The sequence below is a fragment of the Candidatus Magasanikbacteria bacterium RIFOXYB2_FULL_38_10 genome (genome assembly GCA_001783145.1).
In the GTDB taxonomy this organism is placed as follows: domain Bacteria; phylum Patescibacteriota; class Patescibacteriia; order Magasanikbacterales; family UBA10003; genus GWC2-40-17.
Genome location: MFQT01000015.1, coordinates 1 through 20,304 on the forward strand (window position 1 = coordinate 1; position 20,304 = coordinate 20,304).

The window sequence follows — 20,304 nt, forward strand, 5'->3', positions numbered from 1 at the left end:
CCTTCGCTACATTTCGCCAATCCAAAACTTCGTTTTGTCTTAGCGAAACGTTTGATAAGCGCGCCTCATTATTTTTTCACTTTTTGTTTTTTGTGATTGACGAACGGCGAGGGGGGGCGAATGTGAGTGAATTGAGGGGTTAAAAGGTGTTTTTTTCGCTACGCTACAAAAACGATCAAATTTATAAATAATATTATGAGCATTACAATTACAGCCGATTCAGTTTCTTGGTATGGTGCCATTATCGCGACAATTAGTTTTTTTGGTACAATTACTATCGGCACTCTAGAATATCTTAGAGATAGATCAAAAGTAAAAATAACCGCAAAAAAAGGATACAAAATTTTAACCATAAGTGGACTTGAAAACAACCCCCAAATAATCTTAACGGCCATTAACAAAGGGCGACGCCCTGTTACATTAGAGGGATTTTGTTTTAACACAAAAAATGGCGAGAGTCTTTTATATCCTTTCCACCCGGGCATTACTTTCCCGTATGAATTAAAAGAAGGAAAATCCTATAAATTTTCAGTAGACGAGGATGGCCTGACAAAGGATCCCAAAATAAAAGAAAATCCGATAAAAGATACTTATTTTAACTTTAATCGGTAAATAACAAGGAATATCTGGTTCGCGAGCTAAATAAAAGGATTTAATTTTCTATGATAACAATAACTTATTTTGTGCACGGCACAACCACAGACAACGAAAAAGATCTTGCCACGGGCTGGGCGCCTGGTGAGCTTTCTGATTTAGGTATCGAGCAATCAAAAAAATTAAGTGGAATGGTGGCTAACAAAAAGTTTTCCGTCGTATTTTGCTCGGACTTAAAAAGAGCTATTGATTCGGCACAATTAGCTTTCGGCAACCAATATGAAATAATTCCAGATAGCAGACTTCGCGAAGCTAACTATGGAGATTTCACCCAAAAATCAGCTGCAGATTTCAAAAACGATATGACTAAATATATTAATTCCCCTTTTCCAAATGGTGAAAGTTATAAAGACGTTGAAAAAAGAATGAGAGATTTCGTAAAAGAAGCCACGCAAAAATACAACGGAAAACATATCGCAATCGTAGCTCACCAGGCGCCTCAGCTTGCACTCGATGTCATATTAAAAGGTAAAACATGGGAACAAGCGATAACTGAAGATTGGCGATTGAAAAAAGCGTGGCAACCTGGTTGGGAATACACGACCGAAAATTAAATCCTTTTATTTTTAATGCTCGCTCACGCAAATTTTTACTCCTTTCAGTCGTAAAAACTTCAGATATTCCTAAACATTAGGAAAAAAATCTTTAATCAATTATGGGCCAACTAATAAAACTAAAAACTAACGTCATAAAACCTTCTCAAGACTTTCTGAAAAAAGGAACAGTTAATTTTATCTTGGATTGCTACAAGAAAGGCGAAATGGATTCCTTGCCGCCGACGCCAATAGTGAGAAAGCATCCTAATGTTCCTGGCGTCTATGTTGCTATTGATGGACATAATTTGCTAGCCGTCAATGAATTTTTAGGAATTGATAGCGAGGTTTATCTTGTTAATTCCGCCGACGATTACCTTCCTAATCCTACTACAAAGGAATCCATTTCTCAAAGAAATCAAGATTTAGTCGATAAATACGAAAGCAGTGTATTTGAAGCAGATAAAATTAATCGTTCCTTTAAAGAATTGATTAAGGATTTCATCGCCTAATTTAATTCATGAGTTTTCAATCGTAAAATTCTGTCAAGATGGTTTATACCTCGGCGCTACGAGAAAAGGATATGACAAAAATACATACTCTAGGAAAACGTGCTTCGGAAAGTGCTATGTTAGTATTACCAAAATTATACGCTCAACCAATTGTAAATATTGGCATTATTAAAAAATGGACTGGCTTTACCCACGCGGGTGCTGAGAGAGTAATTGATAGATTTGTAAAAATTGGCATTCTGACACCAAAAGATAAACACAAGAATTACGGGCAATCATACATATATAAAAATTACATTGATTTTTTTGTTGAAAATGAATAAAAAAACACTTTTACAACCTAAAAAAACACTTTATATAAAAAAATCAAATTCATCACACTATGCATTTTTTAATCACTGGCGGCTCGGGCTTTCTGGGCATCAACTTAATTCGTTATCTTTTAAATAAAAGTCACCGAATCACTTCTTTGGATCTGGTTGAATTTGATTATCCGGAAAAAGATAAAATCCGTGCCATTATTGGTGATATTAGAAAAAGAGATGATGTAATTAAATCTTTAGAAGGTGCGGATATGGTAGTGCATTGTGCCGCCGCCCTGCCTCTTTACACTAAAGAGGAAATTTTTTCCACTGATGTTGAAGGAACCAGGATTGTTTTGGAAGAATCTTTAAAAAAAGGAATTAAAAGAGTAATCCATATATCCTCTACGGCTGTTTATGGCATTCCCGATCACCATCCACTGATAGAAAATGATAAACTGCAAGGAGTGGGTCCATACGGCGAGGCCAAAATTTTAGCTGAACAAGTTGGCGAAGAATTTAGAAAGAAAGATTTATGCGTGCCCATCATTCGTCCCAAATCTTTTATCGGCCCGGAACGTTTGGGAGTTTTTGCCCTATTTTATGATTGGGCCAGAACCGGACATAATTTTCCTATGCTGGGTAGCGGCAATAATCATTATCAGTTGTTAGACGTAGAAGATTTGTGTGAGGCAATTTATTTGTGCATAACCTTACCAAAAGAAAAAGTTAATGATACTTTCAATATCGGCGCCAAACAATTCACCACGATGAAAGAAGATTATCAGGTGGTTTTGGATTCAGCGGGATTTGGCAAAAAAATAATTGGCTTACCGGCTACTCCGGCTATTTGGGCATTACGATTTTTAGAAAAAATGCATCTGTCCCCTCTTTACAAATGGGTTTACGAAACGGCCAGTAAAGATAGTTTTGTTTCCATAGAAAAAGCTGAACATATTCTGGGGTATGCACCAAAATTTTCCAATAAAAACGCTTTAATGAGAAATTATAAATGGTATCTGGCTAATTTAAAAAACTTTGAAGGTAAATCTGGGATCTCTCATCGTGTACCTTGGAAACAAGGAATTCTGGCCCTGGCCAAGTGGGTGTTTTAAACAGAAGCCGGCTTACAAACCGGATTTTTTAGTATATCAAGCTTGAAATTATAAAAAAAGAAGGGTTAGCGTTAGCTTTCCCTTCAAACTGACATTGGTGGATAATCCACAGGTTAAATTCCCGCCACAAGGACGGTGATGAGTATCATTCTCCCTTTTCGTTACTCCGCCCGCTTACGCAAGCGTCATCACTAAAGGTTATCTGATATGCCCCCTCATCACCGCCTTGTGACAGGCACTTCCCGTACTTTGCCTTTTCTTTAAAGAGACGCTCCGTAAAGTAAGGCCCGCTATTGCCCATTGGCCGAGGTGCGTAAGCCAAGACTAGCGGTCTGCACCCAACCCAGGCATTTGGGGGCAGCTTTATGTACAGGCACCCCTGTTTTCCGGCAGCCAAAGCACTTCTCGTGGCCGCTCTTAGAGGCCGTACGGTGACAGCCTCCTAAAAAACAGAAGCCTCGCGCCAGAATGGGGAGGAGATGTACCCAAACCCTGCCAATTAAAGGCAGGCAACTTCCGCTATTGCGGAAAGCGTGACGCGAGTTAAAAGTAACACCCCCGCGGAGAAGCAAAGTTATTAAAAAAGATCTTTTTTATTTGTGTTTTTGTATCTTACCAGACCTGGTTTTTCTTGTCAAGCGCATGTATCAGAGCAAATAAATCCAAACATAAAAAAGCCGTTCTTACAAAAAACGGCTCCTAAGATTACAGCGTTCGCCACCCTCATTTTAAAGCCACCTTTTTTTCTTAAAATAAAAAACCATCAAAATCCAAATCAAAGCCAAAGCGCCGGAAACCGCTAAAACACCTCTTAAATCTCCATAAAATAACAAACTTTCATCTGTAAAAAGGGAAATTAAACCAATGGCCAGTTCTAAAGAAAAAATTATGGAAGTAAAGATGGTAAAAATCTGCATGGTAGCATTGCTCCTGTAATTTAAAAGCGAAAGCTGGCTGTCGTGAATGGCTTCTATGGTATCTTGATAATTTTCCAACATCTCCCATAAATCTTCCGTATCATAAACCAAATCTTTAAATTTATCAGCGGTAAAACTGGAAAACTTGCCGGAAATTTTACCAATCAAATGTTGCAGTACGCGAGTGTGCCTGTTCATTGATTTACGAAAATTAACAATATTGGTTTTGATGCGTAAAACTTCATTTATTGTCTCCTCTTTAGCGGTTGAAGCAAAAACTTCATTTTCCACCTTATCTATATCATTGCTGATATGAATAGACATGGGCAGACAATACTGTTCTAATTTTTGCAGTAATTCAAATAATAATTCCACTGCGGAGACGGGAAGATTCTTGGAATCTTTTTTTTCTGTTTCTTTTTTAAAATGATTAAAAAAACCGGAAATGGGAGCGTATTCTTCTGAAGAGGAGGAAATTAAAAAATCCTGACCGATTAAAAAGTCCACTTCTACCGGATGTATTTTTCTGGTGGAACGGTCATAAAGAGGATAAAGAAGAATCATAAAAATATAATTATCCCTCTCCACCAACTTAGGCCTTTGAACCGGCGGTAAAATTTCTTTTAAATCGGCGGGTTGAAATTTAAAAAGATGAGCCAGCTGATTGGTTTCCAGCTCGGTAGGGTGACTGATATGAGTCCAAAAAAATTTAGTAAAATTAACTTTAGCAAGTCTGGGTTTAGCCATAAGGAACAAATTAAAAAGTTTATTATATTATATCAAGAAAATGCTTTTAGGAAAACAATTTGTGTGGATAGGTGAGAATGTGCTATAATTTTAGCATCTATGAATGATATTAAACCAACCAAATCGGAGGAAGAAGCCATTAAACCCTACCAAAATCAGGAAAAAATAACTTCTGTCATTTTAGAACAAAAAGAAGGCGAGATGGAACTGTCGGAAGCCGCAGGAAAAGGAGAGGAAGAAGAAAAAAATGGAGAAGAAAAAATTAATGAAACGCCCGGCGCGGCAATCCCTCGTCCCACCAAGCCAACTCCTCAAATCATTCCCAAACCGGCAGAATTAAGGCAAATAGAAAGTATTATGGCGGAAGATTTAAAAGAAGCTTTTTTGCAAATGTCTCCGGAGGAACAACTTAAATTTAAAGAAGAAGGGGAAAAAGTAGCTAATACTATTTGGGAAATGGTATTAAGCGCCAAAATTCAGGTCAAAAAAATCCTTGATCTTATTTCCGGTTGGCTAAAACGCTTACCTGGAGTTAACAAATATTTTATTGAGCAAGAAAGTAAAATTAAAACCGATAGAATAATTAAAATGATCAAATAATTTCCCACATGGAACCAGATATTGTCCCACCTTCCGCTTCTAATTTACAATCTCAAATTACACAAACCGGCGAAGAACTGGCTGCTGAGGTTATTGCTTCCCCTGTTTTTAATTTTTATTTTTGGTGGGGTCTTATTATTTTTATTGTTGTCATCGCTATCACTCTACTGCGTCTTTTTTTACATCATCGGGAAAGAATGCATTATGTTTTTAAACGTAAAATATTTTTGGTAATTTTACCCAAAGAGGCCGAGGAAGAAGCTCGCAAAAAAGAAACCACCGATCAAAAAAAAGATACCAAAGAGGCCATTGCCGTAATGGAAACCCTTTTCGCTTCATTTATAGGAATTTCCCGAGCCAAAGACTGGACCTATTTTTTTTATCTTTTCAAAATATTTTGGATGGGCCTGCACCGCTACTTATCGCTAGAAATTGTTTATGAAAAAGGTCTGATAAAATTTTACATTGTAGCCCCGGATTATTTGGGAGAATACGTTGAACAACAAATTAACGCGGAATTTCCTAACGCGGAAATTGAAGAAGTGGTGGATTATAATATTTTTCAACCGCATGGTGTAATTATGGGCACCTATCTAAAACCTTCTCAAAGCCCTTATTTACCCATAAAAACTTACAAAAAATTAGATTCCGATCCTACCGAAGGTCTTTTAAACAACCTCAGCAAGCTTAATGAAGAAGAAGGCGCGGTAATTCAAATTTTTATCAGACCAACTAAGGCTAAATGGCAAAGAAAGCTCTTAAGAATCGCCCACGAGCTTCATTATGGTAAAAAACTCGGCGAAGCTTTGCACAAAATCAGCGCCGGCAGTATTATTTTTAATGTTATTTTTTTTCCTTTCAAATTGATAGGGAAAATTTTTAACTTTGTTATCTCCACCAGTAAACAAAAAAATCCAGAAGAAGATTCTAACAATTACAAAACCGCCCCTGTGCGCCTAATGCAAAGAGAGGAAGAAGTAATCAAATCAATAGAAGAAAAGATTGGCCGCGCGGCTTTTGAGACCAATATCAATATTGTGGTTTCCGCCGCCGATAAAGTTCGCGCCAGTCAAATTTTAGACGGAGTTAGAGGATCTTTTGCTCAATACACGGCCCATGAAAGCGGCAATTCTTTAAAAGAACAATTAATTGTATTTAAAGGAATGTTTATTCGCGATTTTATTTATCGCAATTTTCGCTGGTGGAAAAAATTTGTCTTAAATACAGAAGAATTGGCCTCTATTTTTCATTTTCCCCTGCCTTCGGCCAAAACACCCAACATCTTGTGGTTACAAGCCAGAAAATCCCCTCCTCCGGTCAATATGCCCGATCATGGACTCTTAATTGGCGAAACCGTCTATCGCGGATTAACCAAACCGGTTTATGTTTTGCCAGAAGATCGCCGCCGTCACGTTTATATTATTGGTTCTACCGGTGTGGGTAAATCTGTTTTGCTTGCCAACATGGTTATTCAAGATATTCAAAACGGCGAAGGCCTTTGCGTGGTTGATCCTCATGGCACTTTAATAGACGATATTTTACCTCATATTCCCAAAGAACGCGTTGATGATGTGGTTATTTTTGATCCTTCGGATATTGAACGCCCTGTTGGTTTAAATATGTTAGAAGCCGATACGCCGGAGCAAATGGACTTTGCCATTCAAGAAATGATAGCTATCTTTTACAAGCTGGTAACAGATCCGGCCATGATTGGACCGATGTTTGAACACAATATGAGAAACGCCATGTTAACTCTAATGGCTGACAAAGAATATCCCGGAACTTTGGCCGACATCCCCCGTATTTTTACCGATCAAGAATTTCAAAAATACAAGTTAAAGAAAGTGACCGACCCAATGGTGCGCGCTTTCTGGGAAAAGGAAATGGCCAAAACTTCTGATTTTCATAAATCAGAAATGCTGGGTTATTTAATTTCTAAAGTTGGCCGTTTTGTGGAAAATGAAATGATAAGGAACATTATTGGTCAACCTAAGTCCGGATTCAACATCCGCGAAATAATGGATAATAAAAAAATTCTTTTGGTTAATTTGGCCAAAGGAAAAGTGGGCGAAGTCAACTCCAATCTTTTGGGCTTGATTATTGTTTCTAAATTGCAAATGGCGGCTCTAGCGCGCGCCGACATGCCCGAAGAAAAACGTAATGATTTTTTTCTTTATATTGATGAGTTTCAAAATTTTATCACCGATTCCATTGCCACTATTTTGGCTGAAGCCAGAAAATATCGTCTAGACCTAATTATTGCCCACCAATACATTGGACAGTTATTAACAGGTGGAGGTATTGAAGGAAAACAAGGATCAAGTAAAATAAAAGACGCGGTTTTTGGCAACGTCGGCACAATCATTTCTTTTAGAATAGGTGTGGATGACGCGGAAACTATGGCCAAACAATTTACTCCCGCCTTAAATGAGTATGATGTAATGAATATTGAAAAATTCCACGCTTACATCCGCCTGCTTATCAGAAACGCTCCCTCTCGCCCCTTTACTGTTAAAATGCCACCACCGTCAAAAGGAAATCCGGACATTGTTGAACCAATCAAACAACTTTCCCGCTTAAAATACGGCCGCGACAGGGCTTTGGTTAACGCGGAAATTATGGAAAGAACCAGGTTAGGCGAAGCGACCAAAGAAGCCTTTATTGAAACTGAACCTAGTTTATAACTTCCGGCAAAGCCCTTACTAAATTAAGCCAAATAAATTTGGATTGATCTTGAATTTATAATTAAACCTCTTTTATGGAAACATTATACAGAAAATACCGACCTCAGCTTTGGGAAGATTTAACAGGACAAGATCATGTTAAACTTACTTTAGAAAAAGCCTTAATTCTTAATAAATTGGCTCACGCTTTTCTTTTTGCCGGCCCTAAAGGTAGTGGCAAGACTTCCTCCGCCAGGCTCTTAGCTAAGGCCTTAAATTGCAAAAAACGCGCTTCAGAATCAGCCGAGCCTTGTAATACTTGTTCTTCCTGCCAAGAAATTACCCTAAGCCGTTCTTTGGACGTGCTGGAAATTGATGCCGCTTCCAACACCGGTGTAGATAATGTCAGAGAAAACATCATAGATACAGCTCGTCTTTCCCCCACCAAATCTAAACATAAAATTTTTATCATTGACGAGGTGCATATGCTCTCGGCCTCGGCCTTTAATGCTCTCTTAAAAATAATAGAGGAACCGCCGATACATGTATTTTTCATCTTAGCCACTACCGAACCATTTAAAATTCCGCCCACCATTCTTTCTCGTTGCCAGCGTTTTGATTTTAAAAAAGTTGACCTGGCTAAAATTAAAGAAAAATTAAAAAAAATCTGCGCTCAAGAAAAAATAGAAATAGAAAGTAAAGTCTTGGAAAGGATAGCCCACCAAAGCGACGGCTGTCTGAGGGATGCTGAAAATTTATTAGGACAAATTTTAGCCTTGGGAGAGAAAAAAATTACAGAAAAAGAGGCTTCTTTGGTTCTTCCTCGTTCCAACTGGAAAGAAATTTTTTCTTTTTTGGAACATTTGGTAAACAGGGAAGCAGGACCGGCTGTTATCTTAATCAACCAATTAATGGAAGATGGCATAGACCTGTTTCACTTTATGGAAGATTTGATTTCTGCCGCTCGTTATTTGCTTTTAACCAAACTTAACACCAATTTAAGTTTTATTGCCGAGGAGCTAGAGGAAGAAGAATTAAAAAAACTGGGTTCTTTAGCTTCTAAAATAGAAGCCGGCCTTTTAGGAAAAATGATAGAAACTTTTATCAAACAAAAATCATTTTTGCGTTCCACCCATATTCCTCAACTACCAATAGAAGTAGCTATAGTAGAAATTTGTTATTCCGGCGCTCCCGCTATCACGCTAAAAGAAGAATTTTCTCCTACGCCAACATCCAAGTCTTACGGATATCCCCCAGAAAAAAAAGTCATTCCAAAAAAAGAAGAGGAAAAAACAAATCCAACCCAAACGGTAAAAGAAAAAAAAACTGAACTGAAGACAGCCGAAATTTTAGCTGTTGAAGCAGAGAGCGTTGATTTACCGCCAGCAAACATCACTTTTGAGACAGTAAAAGAAAAATGGGAAATTTTTCTTAAAAAAGTCCAGGAATATAATCACTCCCTGCCTTTTATTTTAAAAATGGGAGAACCACAAGATTTGCGTGGAAAAATTCTACGTATTTCTTTCCGTTATACCTTTCATAAAGATAAAATCAATGAACATAAGATTAAAGTTATTGCTGAGAAAGCCTTAAATGACGTTTTGGGAGGAAATTTAACCATTGAGGGTGTTTATAATCCGGAAAAAAATAATGCAGTAGAAGAGATTGACAAACCGTTAGAAAAAGCGGATAATGGCTTAGTCTCCAGTTTAATTGAAAGTTTCGGTGGACAATTGGCAGAATAATAAAATTTTAAGTGGATTGCCACCTTGTTCGGGGATCGTCTAATGGTAGGACGCATGCCTCTGGAGCATGCTATCTTGGTTCGAATCCAAGTCCCCGAGTTTAAAGAACTGACCATTTTATGAAAGTAAAGCAACTAAAAAAAATACTTGATTCCGGCAAAGAGGTAGTTTTAATTGATGTAAGGGAACCCGAAGAATATAAAAAGGGGTTAAAAGTTAAAGGGGCCAAGAATATTCCCATGGGACAAATGTTTGTTGATAGCGGGACAGGAAAATTACCTAAAGATAAGAAAATCATTACCATTTGTAAAACCGGAGGACGTTGCGACATTGTGGCCAGGGAGCTAAAAAAGAAGGGCTACGACATTGAATCTTTGGAAGGTGGGGCCACGGCTTGGAAAACAAACTAATAATTTTAAAATAATAAAAACCGCTTGATAAAAAGCGGTTTTTATTATTTTTATTTTGCTAGGCATTATCAGCGTATTCAAAATCATCCATATTATCTTCAATAATAAAATTGTCTTCGTCGTCTGGTTCTAAAGCTTCTAAACCAACAGTTTCTTCTCCCTCCACCTTATCTTCATCTTCTTTTTCTTTTACTTCTTCTTCATTGTCTAAATCATCATCGGAATCGTCAACAATCAAAGTATCACCTAAGATATTTTGGTCATCATCATTATATTGTAGCATAACTTTTAAGTGGCCTTTGGCCTTAAATTAAAATATGAGCTTAATAATAAACTATATTATCAAAATAAAAAATTATAGCAATAGTTTAAAAAAAGCTTAACTGAGCCATTTTTTAATTAAGAGTTTTCCACAACCTAAATTTATCCACAGCCAAACGCCTTTACCGAGCCGTCAGTGAAAACTGTCAATTTGCGTTTAATTTTTAAAAAAGGTAGTATACCCATATGCTTTGGAAAAATATCAAAAAACCAATCATTGCCCTTTCTCCTATGGCTGATTATACCGACCAGCCTTTTTCTTTAATTTGTAAAAAATTTGGAGCGGAGATTATTTTTAGAGAAATGGTTTCCGCCGATGCTATTGTCCATGGTAATTCAAAAACCTTGGAAATGATAAAAATAAATAAAAAAGAAAGACCTGTAATTCAACAAATCTTTGGCCGTGATCCTAAAATTATGGCAAAGGCGGCTCAGATTATTTGTACTAAAGCCAAACCGGATGGAATTGACATAAATATGGGTTGCCCGGCTTCAAAATTAGTTAAAAACTTTCACGGCTGCGCTTTAATGAAGGAACCGAAATTGGCACAAGAAATAATTCAAGCAGTAAAAAAATCTGTTAGCGTTCCCGTTTCTGTCAAAACCAGACTAGGTTGGTTCAAAGCAGAAGAAATTCTTTCTTTTGCTCCAATCTTAGAATCGGCCGGGGCCGATTTATTGTCTATACACGGACGAACTAAAATTCAAGGCTACATTGGAAAAGCAGATTGGCAGATGATTGGCAAAGTCAAAGCTTTACTTAAAATCCCGGTTCTGGCTAATGGAGGAATTTTTGAAAATTCAGACATTGAACAATGTTTATCCGTCACCAAAGCCGACGGAGTTTTAATCGCCCGAGGAGCATTAGGTAATCCTTGGATTTTTAAAAAACAAAATAAAAATGAAATTCACCCTCAAGAACTAGTAAAAACCATTTTAGAACACGCTAAATTGCAAGTTAAAAATTATGGTGAATATGGCCTGGTACTTTTTAGAAAACACTTAATGTTTTATTTAAAAGGACTTTCTCACAGTAAAGAATTAAAAATAAAATTGACTCAGGTCACATCCTTGAGTCAATTGGATGAAATATTAAAGAAAGATTTTTTGCAAAAAACTTAGTGAATAATTATTTATTTTTTACCAATAACACCAAATCACCCAAATTAGTGCCAACATAGCCGGTTTTTATTAAACCGCCTACTTTTTTAAAAAAATTATAAGAATTATTTTCCGTCGCAAATTTTTTCCAATTTAAACCCTTTTTTTCCGCTTTCTTTAAAGTTTTTCCGTCAACCAGAGCCCCTCCTACTTTTTCCGGACCCACACCATCCACGCCGTCACTATCAAAAGATAAAAAATAATCTCCTTCCTGCAAATAAGGCAAAACGGATAAGCACATTTGTTGGTTGCGTCCGCCCGGTTTTTTGGTTTTAACTGTAAAAGTTGTCTCTCCCGAAGCAATATAAAGGTTATTTTTTTGATTATCGCGATGCATTTTTTTGATGAAAGATTGGCCAATTTCATTGGTAATGCCCTGCATTACGTCACTTAAAATAACGGGCTTAAAACCTTGTTTTTCAGCTGCTACGGCCGCCGCTTTGGCTAAAATAGCATGACTGCCGATTATTAAATTAATAATATTTTTTCCCAAAATTTTAGGAGTTTCTTTGTATCCATCCTTTACTCCCATCTCTAAATAAGAGGTAATGGAGGCGGGTATTTTATGAAACAAATTATATTTTTTAATTACTTCTAAAGCTCTGGCAAAATTAGTTTTATCAGGCGCAGTGGGCCCTGAACCTATTACCGAAAGATCATTCCCCACCACATCTGATAAATAAAAAGAAATTAAAGTAGAACCATTAGCCGCCTCAGCTAACCGACCGCCTTTAATTTGCGAAAGATGCTTGCGAACAGCATTTAACTCTTGGATATTCGCCCCGGAACGCAAAAGAACTTGGGTGGTTCTGATTTTATCGGCTAAGGAAATACCTTCCACTGGTACAGACATTAAAGCCGAAGCACCACCGGAAAACAAACCCAAGACCAAATCCCCTTTCTGTGCTTTTTTAACCACAGTCAAAATTTTTCTTCCACCTCTTAAACTTCCAGCCGTGGGCAAAGGATGACCTGCCAAATTTATTTTAATTTTTTTTAAAGTCCCTTTTAATTTTTGAGGTACGTTGATAATCCCTTCGGTAATTTGATCACCTAAAATTTCTTCCGCCGCTAACGCCATTCTATAGGTTCCCTTGCCCGCCCCCACCACATAAATTTTTCTGTAAGAAGAAAAATTTAAAGTGGACATTTTTTTTAAAGTAAGAGTGTAAGGATCAGCTTCTTTTAAAGCCAGTTCTAAAATATTCAAAAGATTATTTTGCATTATTTGTCCCGCTTTGTCATCAGCAGAAATGAGCTTGCGGCGATTTAAGATCATATTTATTAGTAGAGCCCTCACCCCCCGCAAATTACCACAGGGCTAAGTTTGTTATTTTTTAAAATGACGACGGATGAATAAAAAAATCCCCGCAACCAAAAACACTCCAATCAATAAATCAAATCTATGAAAATAAACACGCAGATCCTGCCAACGACCGCCCATTTTAAAACCTACCCAAGCCAACAAAAAACTCCAGGGCCAAGCTCCTAAAAAACTAAAAATGGAAAATTTCCAAAAATTCATCTTGACAATTCCAGCCGGAAGAGAAATAAAAGTACGTATCACCGGCAGAAGACGGCTAAAAAAAACTGTGCTTTGTCCATGGCGTCTAAACCAACGATCGGCCAAATCCAGATCATCTTTATGCATTAAGATATACTTACCATATCTTTCTAAAAAAGGCCGTCCGCCAAAATAGCCAACGGCATATGCCAACCATGAACCCAACAGATTACCCACGGCACCCCAAAAAGCAACCTGCCACAAACTAAAACGTCCCAGACTAACCAAATAACCAGCAAAAGGCATAATAATTTCCGAAGGCAAGGGAATACAAGCACTTTCTATCGCCATGGTTAAAACTATGCCACTATATCCTAAAGCATTAATCAAAAAAATTATTCCCCTTCCCAAAAATTCTATAATTCCAGTAATCATAGCTCTCAAGGAACAAATTTATTAAGTCCGGACACATCTATTACATCACCGGTTAAAATTCCCATTACATTAACGGTATCTCCTGTTTTATAGCCCTTACCTTCAAAAATAGAAAGGCTGTTGCGATCCAAAATACGCAAAGTGTAAATTTTACCATCTACTTTTAAAGTGGGAGGTTCAACTAAAGTAAGAACACCCGTCCAAATATCTTGATTAGGAGTTAAACTTTGTGGCGCTATAGAAGTGACCGGCGGATTAACACTGTTTGGTTGTTCAACATTTTTGGAAGTATAAGGAGACCTAAAAAAGAAGAAAAAGAAAATTACCAAAATTAAAGAAGCCGCTAACAAACCGCCAATTATTAAAAAAAATTGTTTTTTAAACATATAAAATTTAAATACCTAAAGAGTTATTTTAGGGACTTTTCTAAGCTGACTTTATTATAGCAAATTAATGTCTCATCGCCAATTCTGTGTAGCCCTTAACAGGCCTACAACAAAGCCACAAAATTAAAATCCCCCGTTAAAACGGGGGATTTTAATTTTCGCTAATTAGCGAGAACCGTGAGGAGCTCTAGGCTGTAAAGGCCTGGCTTCATTAACGGTCAAAGTGCGACCATCGAGCTCTTTACCATTGAACATAGCAACGGCATTATCAGCTTCGGCGTCGTTTTCAAATTCGACGAAACCAAAACCTTTAGAGCGTCCAGAGAACTTGTCAGTGATGATGGTGGCATTGGCAACTGTACCAGCCTGTGAAAAAGCTTGTTTTAAGCTATCCACAGTAGTGCTGTATGACATGTTGCCGACATAGAGTTTCTTTGCCATAAAAACGTAAAAAATTTTTTGAGTAAGGCGACCTTCTCGTAGATTTCTTAATTTTTAAGGCAAATAAGCCCTACAAGCTTTAACTTAGTTTTTTAATCTAAATTAAGGCTAAGAAAACAATTGAGAAACACTTACTACTTAAAATAAGTATAGCATATTTTGATATTTTTGTCAATCCCCCCTGTAGAAAAATAAAAAAGCGGCTATTTTAACCTTATTTTATAATTAACTTAACCCTCTCCATAATTGCCTTACTGGAAATATCTTCATAATCTAGCAGTTCTGTTGGTTTGCCACTTTGAGGCATTTTATGCACAGCCAAGGAAATAACCTTACCGGCCAGATCCCCCAAAGCCGAGCGTACGGCCTCGCCAATTCCTCCAGCCTCATAATGATCCTCTACGACAACCAAAGCCTTGGTTTCTTGAGCCGCTTTAATTAGTGTTTTACTATCTAAAGGTTTGATGGAATACAAATCAATCACCCTGGCGTTAATCCCCTCTTTTTGTAAAATTTCCTGCGCCTTTAAACATTCAAAAACAGTAATACCGGCGCCGATCAAAGTAATAACATCACTAGCACCTGCCGTACGTAAAACTTTTGATCCACCAATTATAAATTCTTCTTTCTCTGAATAGATCACTTCCGTAGCTGACCGAGTGGTACGCAAATAGGCCAAACCTTTCTGTTCTGTCATGGCTATAACTAATTTTTCCGTAGCCACAGCATCCGCAGGGTATAAAACTACCGAATCCAAAATGGAACGAAATAAAGCAATATCTTCCAAACCCATTTGTGAAACCCCATCTTCACCAATAGAAACTCCGGCATGCGATCCACAAAATTTAATATTAGCCTCACTGTACCGCGCCATTCTAATTTGATCAAAAGCGCGACTAAAAAAAGCGGCAAAAGTGGAAACAAAGGGAATAAAACCAACTCGTGAAAAGCCCACTGCCGTTCCTACCATATTTTGTTCAGCAATAAACATCTCAAAAAATCTTTTGGGATATTCATTTTTAAAAATTTCCGAATAAGTTGAATTACTAACCTCAGCATCAAGCACTACTATCTCTGGATGTTGCGGAAAAATTTTAACTAAAGACTCACCATAGGCTTGTCGTGTAGCTTTCTTTTCTCCCAATTTATAAGAAACTGATAAATTTTTTTTAGTCCCAGCCGATAATACTGTTTTTTTTGAAGTTTCTTTAGGCTTAATAATCAAGCCTTTTAATTTTTTATCTACCACGCCCAAATCCTTAAGAGCTGTCTGTGCCTCCTCTGATGAAAGAGGTTTTCCATGCCAACCATTTTTATTTTCCACCATCTTAACACCCTTGCCCTTAATGGTTTTGGCGATTATGGCTATTGGCCGGCCTTTAGTTTTTAATGACCGCATAAAACCGGCTGAAATTTTATTCAGATTGTGACCATCAACAACTATCGTTTCCCAGCCAAAAGATTTTAATCTTTTTTGATAAACGGCCAGATTGTGTCCGGACATGGTTTCCCCTCTTTGGCCCAAACGATTAACATCTAAAATAGCCACTAAATTATCCAGTTTGTAATAAGAAGCTATTTGTAATGCTTCCCAAACCGAACCCTCGGACATTTCACTGTCTCCTAAAAGAACAAAAGTGCGCGCAGAAGACTTATCCACATACTTGGCCGATAAAGCCAACCCTACACCTACTGACAAGCCTTGACCCAAAGAACCGGTGGCGGCCTCGGTATAAGGAAAACGCATAGTAGGGTGGCCTTCTAAAGTAGAGCCGAATTGACGCAATGTTAAGAGCTCTGCCTCGCTTACCTTGCCGGCGGCCGTCCATAAAGAATACAACAGTGGCGCGGCGTGACCTTTAGAAAAAATAACATGGTCATTGGCGGGATTTTGCGGATTATCGGCGTCAAAACGTAAAACGCCCCCAAAAAACAGAACAGTCATTAAATCTGTGGCCGACAGAGAAGAAGTTAAATGACCGGAACCGGCTTTAGTGGTAGCTTCAATAATATAATATCTAATTAATTTAGAAAGATTTTGTAGTTGTTTCATATCCGATATCTTACCACATTTTACTTTAATTTAAAAAGACTGGGAAAAAACCCAGCCCTTTTAAATTGGCAAAGAAAATTGATTTATTTTTTCTTTTTGACAGCCGCTTTTTTAATGGCACTTTTTTTAGCCACTGTTTCTTTAACCTTTTTGGTTTCGTTTTTTTCTTTTGGTTCTTCAATTTTGGAAGTTGCCACCACAGTTGCGGCCGGTGTTAAAAATCTTAAGATTTTATCAAGCTTAACATTTAACACCTCAAACTGACTTCTGAATTGTTCTATATTCTGACTGCCGGTGATTCTTTGTTTTTGGTCATTATCAAAATTAGATCTGCCAAAATCTTGTCTGGCCGGTCTTTCGGTACGACCTAAACCCTGAGATCTAAAACAATCGTTACAAAAAACTGGTCTGTCGCCGGTTGGTCTAAAAGGAACTTCGCATTCTTTATTGCACTTACTGCACATAGCCTGGTGCATTTGCGGCCTGCCGCCGGTCCCATGGCCACCACCAAAACCTTTATCCCGTCCGCCAAAACCACCACTTCTGCCGCCTCCGCGTCTATCGTCTCTATTAAAATTACCCATAATTTTTTCTTTAGTTAATTTAAAATAAATGATTGCCCGTCTTAGTTGAATTAAACGACAATCAACTTGATTTAAATTATACTCTAAATTTAGATAAAAGTCAAGACCTATTGACAAAACCGTCATTTTATGATATACTTAAGTCCTACAAAACATCCTTACTAAAATTAGTCGGATTTTTTAAAAGGAACAAAATTTTTGTAATTATTCACTAGTCATTTATTTATGAAAGGTACTATCAAAAGTATTATTTCTGATAAACACTTTGGCTTTATTACCCCTGAAGATGGTTCAAAAGACGTGTTCTTCCATGAATCAGGTCTTCAAGGAGTTCAATTCTCTGAATTGAGATCCGGTGATGCCGTCAATTTTGATCAGGAACAATCTGAAAAAGGTCCTCGTGCCATCAATGTCACCCGCGCCTAATCAGTCTTAAAAACAAAAACACCCCATACTACTTTAAGTGCGGGGTGTTTTTGTTTATTTTTTTAAATTTTTTTAAAATCGGCCTAAATCCAGCTCATTATTAAATTTAATCTCTTTAACAAAATCCGGCATATGACTGATAAGAATAATGGCGCCTTCATAATTGTTTATCGCTCTGGCAATAACCGGAATATGACGGAAATTAATATGATTAGTAGGCTCATCCAAAACCAAAAGTCCCGGTTTCATCAACACTAAACGAACAAAAGACAACAATCCTTTTTGACCCTCTGAAAGGTGGGAAATTTTAAGTCCCATCAACTCACCGGTAATTAACAAACCGGCGGAAACCGAACGCATTTGCTGGATATCTGTTCCTTCTGTCAAAACGCTTTTTAAAGAATCAAAAACTGTTTGGTCATAATCCAAAGTGGCAAAATCCTGACTGTAATAACCAACGCGAGTTTCACTTAAAATGGTAGCGCCTTCGCTAGTACCATTCACCAAAGAACGCAGTAGGGTGCTTTTGCCAACACCGTTGGGCCCGGAAACCAAAAGCCTGTCTTTTTGTCTTAAAACTATGTCCAATTCTTTAATTATCGGCTCATGATTTTTAATTACTTTAACCGATTTGATAATCACCACCTTGCCAATAATTTCTTGGACGGGAATTTCAAAATCTCTAATGGTTTTATCTTCCCGGCGCACATCCACCTTGTTTTCTTCCAATTCTTCAATTTCCTCTTTTAATTTGCTGGCGAGTTTACGCATCTTGCCGCCTTTATTGGCAAAAAAGTTTACCTTTTCCTTGTTATCTCTTATTTCTTTTTCCAACTGGGCGTTTTTCTTTATTTCTCTTTCAATCCGTTCATTGATTTCCACTACTACGGAATAATAATCACCAACATAAATTTCTGTTTTTTTGGTAAAAACATCTAAGTAGACCACGCCTTCGGTAAAACAATTTAAAAAATCAGCATCATGGGAAATAACCATCACTGTTTTGTCATACATCACCAAAAATTCTATCAAATGATCAATACCGGCTTTATCTAAATTATTGGTCGGCTCGTCTAAAAGTAAAATATCAGGATTTTGGATTAGGGCAAAAGTCAATAAAATTCTAGCTTGCTGACCACCGGACAAATCCCCCACCTTTCTCTCAAGCGGAACGGTTAAATTAACCGCATTCATTACTTTACTAATCTGACTTTTAAGATTCCCCGGAACTTCAACAAAGGCCTTGGCAAAATATTCTTCCACAGTTAAAGACAAATCTTTTTTATCTACCATTTGCAAGGCCGTGGCAATGGTAGCATTATTGGTGATAAAAACATTACCCTTGGTAGGTTTGATGTCTCCTTTTATCAATTTAAAGATAGTACTCTTTCCCGCGCCATTTTGTCCCATTAAAGTTATTTTAGCGCCCTTACGTATGACAAAACTGGCCTCATCAAGAACCGGCTTTCTTTCTACATATTCAAAAGTTACATTATCAAATCTTAAAATTACCTCTTCTGCCATAATATTTTTTGGTTGTTTTAACCTCAACTTTAGCCGGACGGCGCGGTGGCAAAACAGGGAGGGTCGCCACGGGAATAATTTTTTTAATAAGTTTTTCTATTTGTCTAACAGCCGTTCTTTCTTCTGGACTGACAAAAGAAATTGCTTTGCCGGCACTCCCTGCCCGTCCGGTACGGCCAATACGATGCACATAATCATCCGGACTAGTGGGCAAATCATAATTAATTACCAAAGAGATGTTACTAACATCAATGCCACGAGCGGCAATGTCAGTGGCCACCAGTACGCGGTATTTATTACCTTTGAATCCAGATAAGGCCGCTTGTCTTTGAGCCAGAGAACGATTGGAGTGAATTTCTACCGCCGAATGTCCCATACTCCTAACCAAACCGGCAATTTTTTTGGCACCGCGTTTAGTGCGAGAAAAAACTAAAACGGTGCCGTTGTTATCAATTAGTAATTTATCTAAAAGTTGGATACGATCTTCCTTAGGCACCATAAAAATTTCTTGTTCCACCTGAGAGACGGTTGTCCCGGCCGGAGCCACTTCTATGCGCCACGGTGTTTTCATAAAATGCGCAGCCACTTCCGCAATAGCCTTGGGCATTGTTGCGGAAAACATTAAAGTTTGGCGTTCTTTAGGAGCAAAACTCAAAATTTCTTTGATTTGAGGTATAAAACCGATATCAAACATTCTATCAGCTTCATCCAAAACAATCATCTTTACCCTATCCAAAAAAAGATTTCTTTGTTTCAAGTGATCAATTAAACGTCCGGGAGTGGAAACGATAACTTGCGGTTGGCGACGCAGAGCCATAATTTGCTGATAGGAAGAAGTTCCGCCAATTAAAACCGCGGTACGCAAACCAAATTTTTTACCGATTTTACGCAAGACCTCATCTACTTGTAAGGCCAATTCACGAGTTGGCAGCAAAATCAATCCTTGGCCTTTTTTTTGATTAAGTAATTGGATCATGGGTATGCCAAAAGCCAGGGTTTTACCTGTACCGGTTTGGGCTATACCTACGATATCTTTACCCTCCAAAGCCGCCGGAATACATTGATGCTGAATGGGGGTAGGAGTAGTGAAATGCAGGTAATTTAATGTTTCAAGCAATTCCGGAGTAATACCTAAACCGTTGAAACTAAGTACCGCCTGATTAATTTGTGTCATAAATAAAAAAACATAAAAAGGTGACCCGATTTTCTACTGGGTCACACAATGACACAAAAGATTCGAGTCTTTGACCGCTTAATACAGCCAAAATTCA

At 37.7% G+C, this 20,304-nt stretch carries 21 protein-coding genes and 1 tRNA gene; 12 read left to right on the forward strand and 10 right to left on the reverse strand.

What is annotated here, in order from left to right; translation table 11 throughout:
• Window positions 1-195: 195 nt before the first annotated feature.
• From A2294_03425 to A2294_03445, 5 genes are all read left to right on the forward strand, one after another.
• A complete protein-coding gene (locus A2294_03425; protein ID OGH85430.1) occupies window positions 196-612 on the forward strand; it encodes a hypothetical protein in 417 nt (138 codons plus the stop codon).
• Window positions 613-662: 50 nt separating this feature from the next.
• A complete protein-coding gene (locus tag A2294_03430; GenBank protein ID OGH85431.1) occupies window positions 663-1,208 on the forward strand; it encodes a hypothetical protein in 546 nt (181 codons plus the stop codon).
• A gap of 101 nt (window positions 1,209-1,309) precedes the next feature.
• Entirely contained in the window at window positions 1,310-1,699 is a 390-nt protein-coding gene (locus A2294_03435; GenBank protein OGH85432.1) for a hypothetical protein, read from the forward strand.
• Window positions 1,700-1,737: 38 nt separating this feature from the next.
• Window positions 1,738-2,022, forward strand: a complete 285-nt coding sequence (locus A2294_03440) for a hypothetical protein (GenBank protein OGH85433.1) — start codon at window positions 1,738-1,740, stop codon at window positions 2,020-2,022.
• Between the two features lie 59 nt (window positions 2,023-2,081).
• Window positions 2,082-3,116 (forward strand): epimerase, encoded by a 1,035-nt coding sequence (locus A2294_03445; protein OGH85434.1) that lies wholly within the window; start codon window positions 2,082-2,084, stop codon window positions 3,114-3,116.
• Between the two features lie 728 nt (window positions 3,117-3,844).
• On the opposite strand, the gene A2294_03450 is transcribed toward A2294_03445, so the two are convergent.
• Window positions 3,845-4,780 (reverse strand): hypothetical protein, encoded by a 936-nt coding sequence (locus A2294_03450; GenBank protein ID OGH85435.1) that lies wholly within the window; start codon window positions 4,778-4,780, stop codon window positions 3,845-3,847.
• Between the two features lie 99 nt (window positions 4,781-4,879).
• On the opposite strand from A2294_03450, the gene A2294_03455 reads away from it, so the two are divergent.
• From A2294_03455 to A2294_03475, 5 genes are all read left to right on the forward strand, one after another.
• Entirely contained in the window at window positions 4,880-5,380 is a 501-nt protein-coding gene (locus A2294_03455; GenBank protein ID OGH85436.1) for a hypothetical protein, read from the forward strand.
• Between the two features lie 1,322 nt (window positions 5,381-6,702).
• Window positions 6,703-8,064 (forward strand): hypothetical protein, encoded by a 1,362-nt coding sequence (locus A2294_03460; protein OGH85463.1) that lies wholly within the window; start codon window positions 6,703-6,705, stop codon window positions 8,062-8,064.
• 74 nt (window positions 8,065-8,138) lie between these two features.
• Window positions 8,139-9,788, forward strand: coding sequence for a DNA polymerase III, subunit gamma and tau (locus A2294_03465; GenBank protein OGH85437.1), 1,650 nt, complete (start codon window positions 8,139-8,141; stop codon window positions 9,786-9,788).
• Between the two features lie 28 nt (window positions 9,789-9,816).
• Window positions 9,817-9,887: transfer RNA gene (locus tag A2294_03470), tRNA-Gln, on the forward strand.
• Window positions 9,888-9,907: 20 nt separating this feature from the next.
• On the forward strand, window positions 9,908-10,198 hold the full coding sequence (locus A2294_03475; GenBank protein ID OGH85438.1) for a hypothetical protein: 291 nt from the start codon (window positions 9,908-9,910) through the stop codon (window positions 10,196-10,198).
• Window positions 10,199-10,256: 58 nt separating this feature from the next.
• Here A2294_03475 and A2294_03480 read toward each other — a convergent pair whose 3' ends face one another.
• Window positions 10,257-10,481, reverse strand: coding sequence for a hypothetical protein (locus A2294_03480; protein ID OGH85439.1), 225 nt, complete (start codon window positions 10,479-10,481; stop codon window positions 10,257-10,259).
• Window positions 10,482-10,705: 224 nt separating this feature from the next.
• Between A2294_03480 and A2294_03485 the strand changes: the two genes are divergently transcribed.
• A complete protein-coding gene (locus A2294_03485; protein ID OGH85440.1) occupies window positions 10,706-11,641 on the forward strand; it encodes a hypothetical protein in 936 nt (311 codons plus the stop codon).
• A 7-nt stretch (window positions 11,642-11,648) separates the two neighbouring features.
• On the opposite strand, the gene A2294_03490 is transcribed toward A2294_03485, so the two are convergent.
• The 6 genes from A2294_03490 to A2294_03515 all read right to left on the reverse strand — a co-directional run bounded on the left by A2294_03490 (window position 11,649) and on the right by A2294_03515 (window position 17,209).
• The gene (locus tag A2294_03490; GenBank protein OGH85441.1) at window positions 11,649-12,959 is read right to left on the reverse strand and encodes a hypothetical protein; all 1,311 of its coding nucleotides are present in this window, start codon (window positions 12,957-12,959) and stop codon (window positions 11,649-11,651) included.
• 51 nt (window positions 12,960-13,010) lie between these two features.
• A complete protein-coding gene (locus A2294_03495; protein ID OGH85442.1) occupies window positions 13,011-13,619 on the reverse strand; it encodes an alkaline phosphatase in 609 nt (202 codons plus the stop codon).
• A 5-nt stretch (window positions 13,620-13,624) separates the two neighbouring features.
• On the reverse strand, window positions 13,625-14,005 hold the full coding sequence (locus A2294_03500) for a hypothetical protein (GenBank protein OGH85443.1): 381 nt from the start codon (window positions 14,003-14,005) through the stop codon (window positions 13,625-13,627).
• Between the two features lie 165 nt (window positions 14,006-14,170).
• Entirely contained in the window at window positions 14,171-14,446 is a 276-nt protein-coding gene (locus A2294_03505; GenBank protein ID OGH85444.1) for an RNA-binding protein, read from the reverse strand.
• Between the two features lie 214 nt (window positions 14,447-14,660).
• Entirely contained in the window at window positions 14,661-16,499 is a 1,839-nt protein-coding gene (locus A2294_03510) for a transketolase (GenBank protein ID OGH85445.1), read from the reverse strand.
• Between the two features lie 83 nt (window positions 16,500-16,582).
• Window positions 16,583-17,209 carry a hypothetical protein gene (locus tag A2294_03515; protein OGH85446.1) on the reverse strand — a complete coding sequence of 209 codons (627 nt, stop codon included), beginning with the start codon at window positions 17,207-17,209 and terminating at the stop codon, window positions 16,583-16,585.
• A 99-nt stretch (window positions 17,210-17,308) separates the two neighbouring features.
• Between A2294_03515 and A2294_03520 the strand changes: the two genes are divergently transcribed.
• Window positions 17,309-17,509 carry a cold-shock protein gene (locus A2294_03520; protein ID OGH85447.1) on the forward strand — a complete coding sequence of 67 codons (201 nt, stop codon included), beginning with the start codon at window positions 17,309-17,311 and terminating at the stop codon, window positions 17,507-17,509.
• Window positions 17,510-17,581: 72 nt separating this feature from the next.
• On the opposite strand, the gene A2294_03525 is transcribed toward A2294_03520, so the two are convergent.
• Both A2294_03525 and A2294_03530 read right to left on the reverse strand, forming a co-directional pair.
• Window positions 17,582-19,033, reverse strand: a complete 1,452-nt coding sequence (locus A2294_03525; protein ID OGH85448.1) for a hypothetical protein — start codon at window positions 19,031-19,033, stop codon at window positions 17,582-17,584.
• Window positions 19,005-20,207 (reverse strand): hypothetical protein, encoded by a 1,203-nt coding sequence (locus tag A2294_03530; GenBank protein OGH85449.1) that lies wholly within the window; start codon window positions 20,205-20,207, stop codon window positions 19,005-19,007. Before A2294_03530 ends, A2294_03525 begins: the two co-directional genes overlap by 29 nt.
• Window positions 20,208-20,304 lie beyond the last annotated feature (97 nt).